This window comes from Microcystis sp. LE18-22.4A (assembly GCF_027531105.1).
Classification (GTDB): Bacteria; Cyanobacteriota; Cyanobacteriia; order Cyanobacteriales; family Microcystaceae; genus Microcystis; species Microcystis aeruginosa.
In genome coordinates, this window is the sequence record NZ_JAPZRB010000047.1 from 1 (window position 1) to 6,651 (window position 6,651).

General features: G+C 44.4%; 9 protein-coding genes. All 9 read left to right on the forward strand.

What is annotated here, in order from left to right; translation table 11 throughout:
* Positions 1–265: 265 nt before the first annotated feature.
* Positions 266–763: a thermonuclease family protein gene (locus tag O9295_RS02090; protein ID WP_288031285.1), complete on the forward strand. Its 498-nt coding sequence runs from the start codon at positions 266–268 to the stop codon at positions 761–763.
* Complete coding sequence (locus tag O9295_RS02095) at positions 760–1,683, forward strand: hypothetical protein (RefSeq protein WP_288031288.1); 924 nt, start codon at positions 760–762, stop codon at positions 1,681–1,683. The genes O9295_RS02090 and O9295_RS02095 overlap by 4 nt, the downstream gene beginning before the upstream one ends.
* A 774-nt stretch (positions 1,684–2,457) precedes the next feature.
* Positions 2,458–3,063 carry a hypothetical protein gene (locus O9295_RS02100; RefSeq protein ID WP_288031290.1) on the forward strand — a complete coding sequence of 202 codons (606 nt, stop codon included), beginning with the start codon at positions 2,458–2,460 and terminating at the stop codon, positions 3,061–3,063.
* A gap of 1 nt (position 3,064) precedes the next feature.
* Complete coding sequence (locus tag O9295_RS02105) at positions 3,065–3,574, forward strand: thermonuclease family protein (RefSeq protein WP_288031291.1); 510 nt, start codon at positions 3,065–3,067, stop codon at positions 3,572–3,574.
* Positions 3,558–3,863 (forward strand): hypothetical protein, encoded by a 306-nt coding sequence (locus O9295_RS02110; RefSeq protein ID WP_288031293.1) that lies wholly within the window; start codon positions 3,558–3,560, stop codon positions 3,861–3,863. Before O9295_RS02105 ends, O9295_RS02110 begins: the two co-directional genes overlap by 17 nt.
* A 263-nt stretch (positions 3,864–4,126) precedes the next feature.
* Positions 4,127–4,672 carry a tyrosine-type recombinase/integrase gene (locus tag O9295_RS02115; protein ID WP_288031295.1) on the forward strand — a complete coding sequence of 182 codons (546 nt, stop codon included), beginning with the start codon at positions 4,127–4,129 and terminating at the stop codon, positions 4,670–4,672.
* Between the two features lie 17 nt (positions 4,673–4,689).
* A complete protein-coding gene (locus tag O9295_RS02120) occupies positions 4,690–4,899 on the forward strand; it encodes a hypothetical protein (protein WP_288031297.1) in 210 nt (69 codons plus the stop codon).
* Positions 4,900–4,971: 72 nt separating this feature from the next.
* Positions 4,972–5,391 carry a Pepco domain-containing protein gene (locus tag O9295_RS02125; protein WP_288031299.1) on the forward strand — a complete coding sequence of 140 codons (420 nt, stop codon included), beginning with the start codon at positions 4,972–4,974 and terminating at the stop codon, positions 5,389–5,391.
* 3 nt (positions 5,392–5,394) lie between these two features.
* Positions 5,395–6,651 (forward strand): caspase family protein (locus O9295_RS02130; RefSeq protein ID WP_288031302.1); only part of this gene is annotated, 1,257 nt, incomplete at its 3' end.

The following is a 6,651-nucleotide window of genomic DNA, read 5'->3' on the forward strand; positions in this document are numbered from 1 at the left end:
AGTTATCAGTTATCAGTTATCAGTTATCAGTTATCAGTTATCAGTTATCAGTTATCAGTTATCAGTTATCAGTTATCAGTTATCAGTTATCAGTTATCAGTTATCAGTTATCAGTTATCAGTTATCAGTTATCAGTCATTAACTCACTTGATATTACTTTGAAAATATGATATAATTAAGCCATCTTCGCCTTCTTAAGAATCGTTTCCTAAGATTTTTTTTACTATCTTATTCTCCTATCTCCTGACTCCTATCTCCTAAGCTAATGAAAAAAACCGCAACACTATCAATTCTCTTAATCACTAGCGCAATACCAATCAGCGCAAATACAAGATTATGCGAAATAACTGGCATTCATGATGGTGATAGCTTGCGGGTATCTTGCCATAAAAAAGCCCTAAGACTCGCTTGCATTGACGCACCCGAACCAGATCAACCATTCGGACAAGAGGCGACGGATTACCTAGCCAGTTTAACAGTGGGGAAAGAATTAGAAATAGTTAACAGGGGCGACGGAGGATTTAACCGAACCGCCTCAATTCTTTATGTGAATAATATAAATATTCAGGAACGACTGCTATCAGCAGGCCTAGCCTGGTATTACCCGCAATATGCCTCGAAATGCGGCGACTTTATGGGATTAAAACAAGCTGAACAAAGCGCGAGAGATCGAGGAGCGGGCTTATGGAAATCAGCAAATCCGATCTCGCGTAGCGAGCGCATTGCGACCGCTCCTTGGGCATGGAGGAAAGGAGTACGATGAAAAGCTTACTAATCTTAATCGCCTTGGCTTGTTTGCCCCTTAAAATTCTGGCAAATCCTACCCCAATTCCGCCGACAGTAGAAGAAACAATCCCCACGGAAACCGAACCGGTAGAAGGGGAAATTAACGACGCGCCAAGGACAGAAGATAACCCATTACTAAGACCTGATCTCGATTCCCTGATCGAGAATAAAATAGCTGAGGATGTTTGGAGTCAATTAAAAGGCGATCTTCCTTGCATTGAATCCACAGAAAGCTGTATTTTACAATTACAATCCCTAGCACTTTCTAGATCGCCGATTCTCAGAGAGATGGATGCACGCATAGAAGAGGCAGAAAATAGGATCGCCGAAGCGCGATCAAGCAATCTGAAAACTATCAATGTCTCCACTTTTAGCCCTTTTTTACAAGTTTTACTATGGGGAACTTTCCCAGCAGCGCAAATAAATAAAGATAGCCCCTTAATTGCCAACCCTTTAACCTTAATCTTTGGTAATGTACTGGGAAATATCGCCGGGGAACTACTAGGCGGCCTTTTCAATTGGCAGGGATTACAGGGGGGAGGCGAAGCAGCCTCACGAGTAATTGCGATCGGAGATTTACAGATCAAGGTGGCGGAACTGCAAAGAAATCGGGCCGAATCAGCCAACCGACTCAGGGAATTAGTTCTAGTAGAAACTTTGAAATTAGAAGAAATCGCTAGAGATTTTCAGATACAGCAAGAAATAGCCCGAAGAGAGCGCGCAAGAATTGAAATTATCCGAATTTCTTATAGATTTGGTCAAGGAACCTCTGAGGGATATCTAAGCCAATTATCTGGATACGATCGCCAGAAGGCTCAAGTATGGCGGGAATGGTCCAGGATGAGGTCGCAATTAACAAAAGTAAAAATATTGGTGATTGGGGTTGAAGAAAATTAAAAAAAATCTGGAAAAAATAAAAACTATTTGGTAAAAAATAAGAAAGGCACTTAATCTATAGATCTGAATCATGAGAAAACTTCTAGTAGCAAGCACAGCTATACTCTCGCTAATCGGAACCAGTGTCCAAGCTCAAGTAATCAAAACAGTCGAAAGCGGACGGGACGTGGTTTACTCCAGAGGCCACAGCCCCAATACCTCAGTTCAGCTAACGACCAATGGCGGCAGCCGGCCCACAGCGATCCTAGCCAATAGCTGCGGCATTGTCCGAGTGAGTGCGAATCAAGCCACCCCAACCAGCATCAACATTAACGGAACCGCAAGATCGATCGCTACCCCAGTAAGCTTAAGCGGCGCACCCGTGTGCAATGGATCGACCCCGCCATGGGACGGAGGAACGACTAGCGCAGCCCGAAAAGACCCGAATGGCAACTTCTATTTTTCTGGATACACCCCCAACCAAGCGGCCACCGTAGCCGTAAAAGCCGGGGGCAATCGCACCGCAAGAGCCAATGGCTGCGGGATCGCAAGATTCGCGGAGCCAGCAGAAGGGAATCCCTGGGGGAGCGATTTCAGCTTTACGATCGGATCAACAAACTACACCCTCGGATCCGTAACGGCGCAAAATTACGGGCCAATCTGCCGAAATGTCGGAAGCAGCGGCAGCCCTGTGTACTTGAGATATGAAGCCGCTAACTAATCTACAATCGGCCGATCTCGCGTTGCGAGCGCGTTGCGACCAAAGGCTGATCGGCCAATATCTGGAGTGAGAAAATGCGAAAGCTTTTAATTTTGCTAGGGGTTATTTTTTTTAGCGAAGGGATTAACGCGACACCATTTCAAGGCCGCGAAATCTATCGCACCGATGATCGGAGGGGAGATTTTATCGTACTCACCGGGCAGCCTCTCACAATAGCAGAAGTAGCCGGGACTGACAGAATACGAACCAATACCCTGAGAAAAGCTGATTACTGCGGGGTAGGAAAAGTCAAGATACCAGAAGCAACACCAGCACCAATCTTAAGAATCAATGATGGGAATCCGATTGACTACCTATCACTGCCTCAAATATCTAATTATGATTGTGCAAGGGGAGGACTAGGCAGCAATGCCTATAATCCAGCCACCAGAACCGTTTATATAGCCAATTTAGAGCCAGAAGGCGAATTTATCTCTCGAATCCAGAGAGAAGAATCAAGAAAAGTTGCTCTTAATAATTGCGGCTGGGGCCTAGTGCCGATGAAATATGGCGATGGAAATCTATATTTTAAGGGGCAGCAGTATCGATATAGCACATTGCCAAGAACAGTAAGGCCGCCAGTGTGCCGAAAGATCAATGGAGCTTGGGTAACTTATTTTGCTATTCCTTTAGGGCAGTAATATGGGTAAAAAATATCCTCTCTTGATCATTGCCTTAATCGCGATAATTTTGCTAGGGGTTAAATCCCGATCTACAGGCGATGCAGGGGAAAAAGTAAAAATAATCCGCTGCCACGATGGTGATACCTGCACCACCGACAAGGGAGAAAAGATAAGATTAGCTTGCATAGATGCGCCTGAATTAAAGCAGCCTTTCGGAAAAGCTTCTAGGGATCATCTCAGAGAAATAATCAAAGATAGGCCTGTAAAAATCGATCGAATAAATACCGATCGATTTGGCCGAACTATCGCCATTCTTTACATTAGCGATCGTGGCAAATGGCAAGCAGTGCAATCGCTACAGGCTCATGCCGGCACAGTTTGGGCATTCGATCGATTTAAAAGAAATTGTCCGATCTGGAATTCGATCGATAGGGAATTTCAAGCCGCCCAATCAAAAAAAATCGGATTATTCACAGATAGGCAAGCGGTCGAACCTTGGATATGGAGGCAAAATGAGAAGCTTAGATGAGAGCTTAGATGATAGTTTATATGATAGTTTAAAAAATAGATTAGATGGTATCTTAGATTATAGTTTAGATAAGAGCTTAGATGATAGTTTAGATAAGAGCTTAGATGACAGTTTAGATAAAAGTTTAGATAAGAGCTTAGATGATAGCTTAGATTATAAACTGCGAATAATAATAGCAATTTTATCGATCGCCGTTACGATCGCCTATTTTTTCTTTGTGGTTAATTACTTAAAATTATTCGACCAAATCACTTGCTACAGCGAGGCAAAATGCGATCAATTGAAATAAATCGGAAAAATTTAGTAATCGCGGGCGTGAGCCTGATCATTTATTCCCTGGCATTAGTCACCATCTGGGAGCTTTTCTATGGGGTAGAGGCGAGAGGAAGGATCAACCCCGATGGATCAGTCGAATACCAGATTAATGATTGCAGATAATCCATATATAGTGTCTGGGAAGCTGTGCATCTACACTACATATAGCGTTCCTTGCCCTAAATCCATAAAACTAAGAAAGACTTGCTAAAATAAAACTTTTGACAAGTCTCTCCCATGAAATGCGATCGCAATGGACAAGCAAAAATTCTCAGCGATGGGGAAGTAACAGCCATATTTAATCTTCTCAATCCCAGAGATAGGGCTATTTTCGCTATCTGCTTATTTTGCGGCTGCAGAATCAGCGAAGCTTTATCGATCCGGGCGGGGGACGTTGGCAATGGGATGATCACACTAAGAAAAGCAAATACTAAAGGAAAAAAAGGCAGTCGATCGCTGCCTATCTCTCCTAACCTTGAAAAAATTCTTAATGATTATCTTGCGACCGCTTCCCCGAACGAATACCTTTTCCCCGGCAGGGCGGGCGACAAACCTCTAACCCGCGCCTATACCGATCTGGCATTAAGGCAAGCTTGCGATCGATTGGGATTTAAGGGCATATCTACTCATTCATTTAGGCGAACTGCTCTAACCCGAATGCACGCGGCGGGGGTTCCCCTGAGAACGATCCAGAAAATCTCTGGACACTCAAGCTTAGGAACTTTAGCTTTATATCTGGAAGTTACGGATGAAAACGTTAGGGATGCTGTGGGATTTATTTAGCGTGTTGATACTTAGTCATGCGTTTGGTAGCATGGTGGGAGAAGAAATGTAACTGTTATGGGCAAACCACAAATCGCCGTCCGAATTCCCCCACCTCTCCTCGCCGAACTCAACCAGTACGTCGAGCGGATTGGCACGTCCAAGACGGATGTGATTGTCAGTGCGATCGCTGCTTACTTGGGCTGCGCCGAGACTGTGCCGTTGAGTCAGAGGATGGCGGAGGTTGAGAGGAAGGTGGCGGAACTGGAAGCCACAATAAAAACGAAGTAGAAAATTCATTACATTGGAGAAATCAACCTATGTCCGAGTCAACTCAGAACTCTGAACCCACTCTTTGGATGATTACAGGATCGTCTTCAATTCCCCTATCTGAGGGAGAAAAAGCCAGTGGTATCTTTCTGGGAGGGCGACTAGGAGGCGAAGAGGAGACGTTAGAGACTGAAGAAATAGGCAAAGTTCCTCTTCCAGTTGGCAAGCTCCAACAGAATTTAAACCAATTTCTCGTCGTGGTTGGCGATTTATTCATTCAGGCGGATCAGCAAGCCAAAATAGCTCAACCAGAAAGTGGTAAAGATGCTAAACCAAGCATACATCTCGACCAAATTGAGTTCTCTGTCGCTGTCAATGGGGAAGGAGAAGTCGGCTTCTGGGGTTTAGCACGGGGCAAGGTCGGAGGAGCGACGGAAATCAAGCTGACTTTTAAGCGCAAAGAGACTTAAAACATGGCGAAGAATTGGGCGATCATCATCGGTATTAATAAGTACAGTTACTTGGAACATCTCAAGTTTGCCAAGACAGATGCAGAAGCCATGCACCACTGGTTGCTCCAAGAAGGAGGATTTGACCCCCAAGGACTCTTTTTATTCACTGACGACTCCGATCCGATTCTCACAGAGCCGCCAATTCCAACTGAGCCGTCCTTCGGTCACTTAGATACGTTCTTCGACGTACAGTTTGAGCGGCAACTCCTCACGAGTGCCGATAACCTCTGGTTTTTCTTTTCAGGACACGGGAATCGGGGACTAGGGGGAGACTACTTGATGCTATCGGATAGCAATCCCCGCCGATTGGAACAGACGGCTCTATCAGTTAGCTACATTACGGAGCGCCTGCGGAACTGGGGAGCCGGAAACGTGGTGATGTTCGTTGATGCCTGTCGCAATGTCGAAAATCAAGCTAGGGGGGGGACGATTACTCTCCAAGATTATCAGGGCATGATTGCCTTTTATTCCTGTCGCACTAAGGAAAAATCTTTAGAAGTTAAGTCAATTAAACGGGGGGCTTTTACTCATATTCTGCTGCAAGCTTTAGAAGAAACTAAGAGACAAAATAGATGTCTGACAGTAGCGGAATTAGAACAATACTTGATGACAGAAGTTCCCAAGCTCAGTCCTAACCAGCATCCTCTAGCGAGGGTAGAACCAACTTATAAGAGCAATTTTGTTCTCTTTGGAGAGGCACAAAAAAGTAATATTGAATCGCTGAAAAACTTAGCTTATAGAAAAGTCGTTGAAGACAAGAAAGAGGAAGCAAGAGAACTTTTAATTCATGCCAATATAGCAGCTAAAGGAGGCGATTTAGATATCATAAACTTATTGGTTAACTTGTCAAGTTCTTCTAGAGTAGTTAAATCTAAGTCTATAGAACCATTAGACTTACTAACTGACAAGTTTGAAACTGTCACCTTTGACTATCGTGGTGAAATCATCGGACGCAAAAGCAGAACCGCCCGCTACTACACCCAAGATTTGGGCAAAGGCATCACCTTAGAAATGGTCGCCATTCCGGGGGGAACTTTCCTGATGGGAACAGAAGATGAGGAAATCGAAAGACTGGTAAAAAAATTTGGTTGGGAAGGATTTAGATGGGAAAGACCTCAACACCGAGTAACCGTTTCTTCTTTCTACATGGGACGTTATCCCATCACCCAGGCACAGTGGAAAGCGATCGCCTCCCGTACCCATTTAAAAGTTGAAAGA

Coding starts and splice junctions, on each gene's coding strand:
- O9295_RS02090 (WP_288031285.1), top strand. CDS start 266: ATGAAAAAAACCGCAACACTATCAATTCTCTTAATCACTAGCGCAATA.
- O9295_RS02095 (WP_288031288.1), top strand. CDS start 760: ATGAAAAGCTTACTAATCTTAATCGCCTTGGCTTGTTTGCCCCTTAAA.
- O9295_RS02100 (WP_288031290.1), top strand. CDS start 2,458: ATGCGAAAGCTTTTAATTTTGCTAGGGGTTATTTTTTTTAGCGAAGGG.
- O9295_RS02105 (WP_288031291.1), top strand. CDS start 3,065: ATGGGTAAAAAATATCCTCTCTTGATCATTGCCTTAATCGCGATAATT.
- O9295_RS02110 (WP_288031293.1), top strand. CDS start 3,558: ATGAGAAGCTTAGATGAGAGCTTAGATGATAGTTTATATGATAGTTTA.
- O9295_RS02115 (WP_288031295.1), top strand. CDS start 4,127: ATGAAATGCGATCGCAATGGACAAGCAAAAATTCTCAGCGATGGGGAA.
- O9295_RS02120 (WP_288031297.1), top strand. CDS start 4,690: ATGCGTTTGGTAGCATGGTGGGAGAAGAAATGTAACTGTTATGGGCAA.
- O9295_RS02125 (WP_288031299.1), top strand. CDS start 4,972: ATGTCCGAGTCAACTCAGAACTCTGAACCCACTCTTTGGATGATTACA.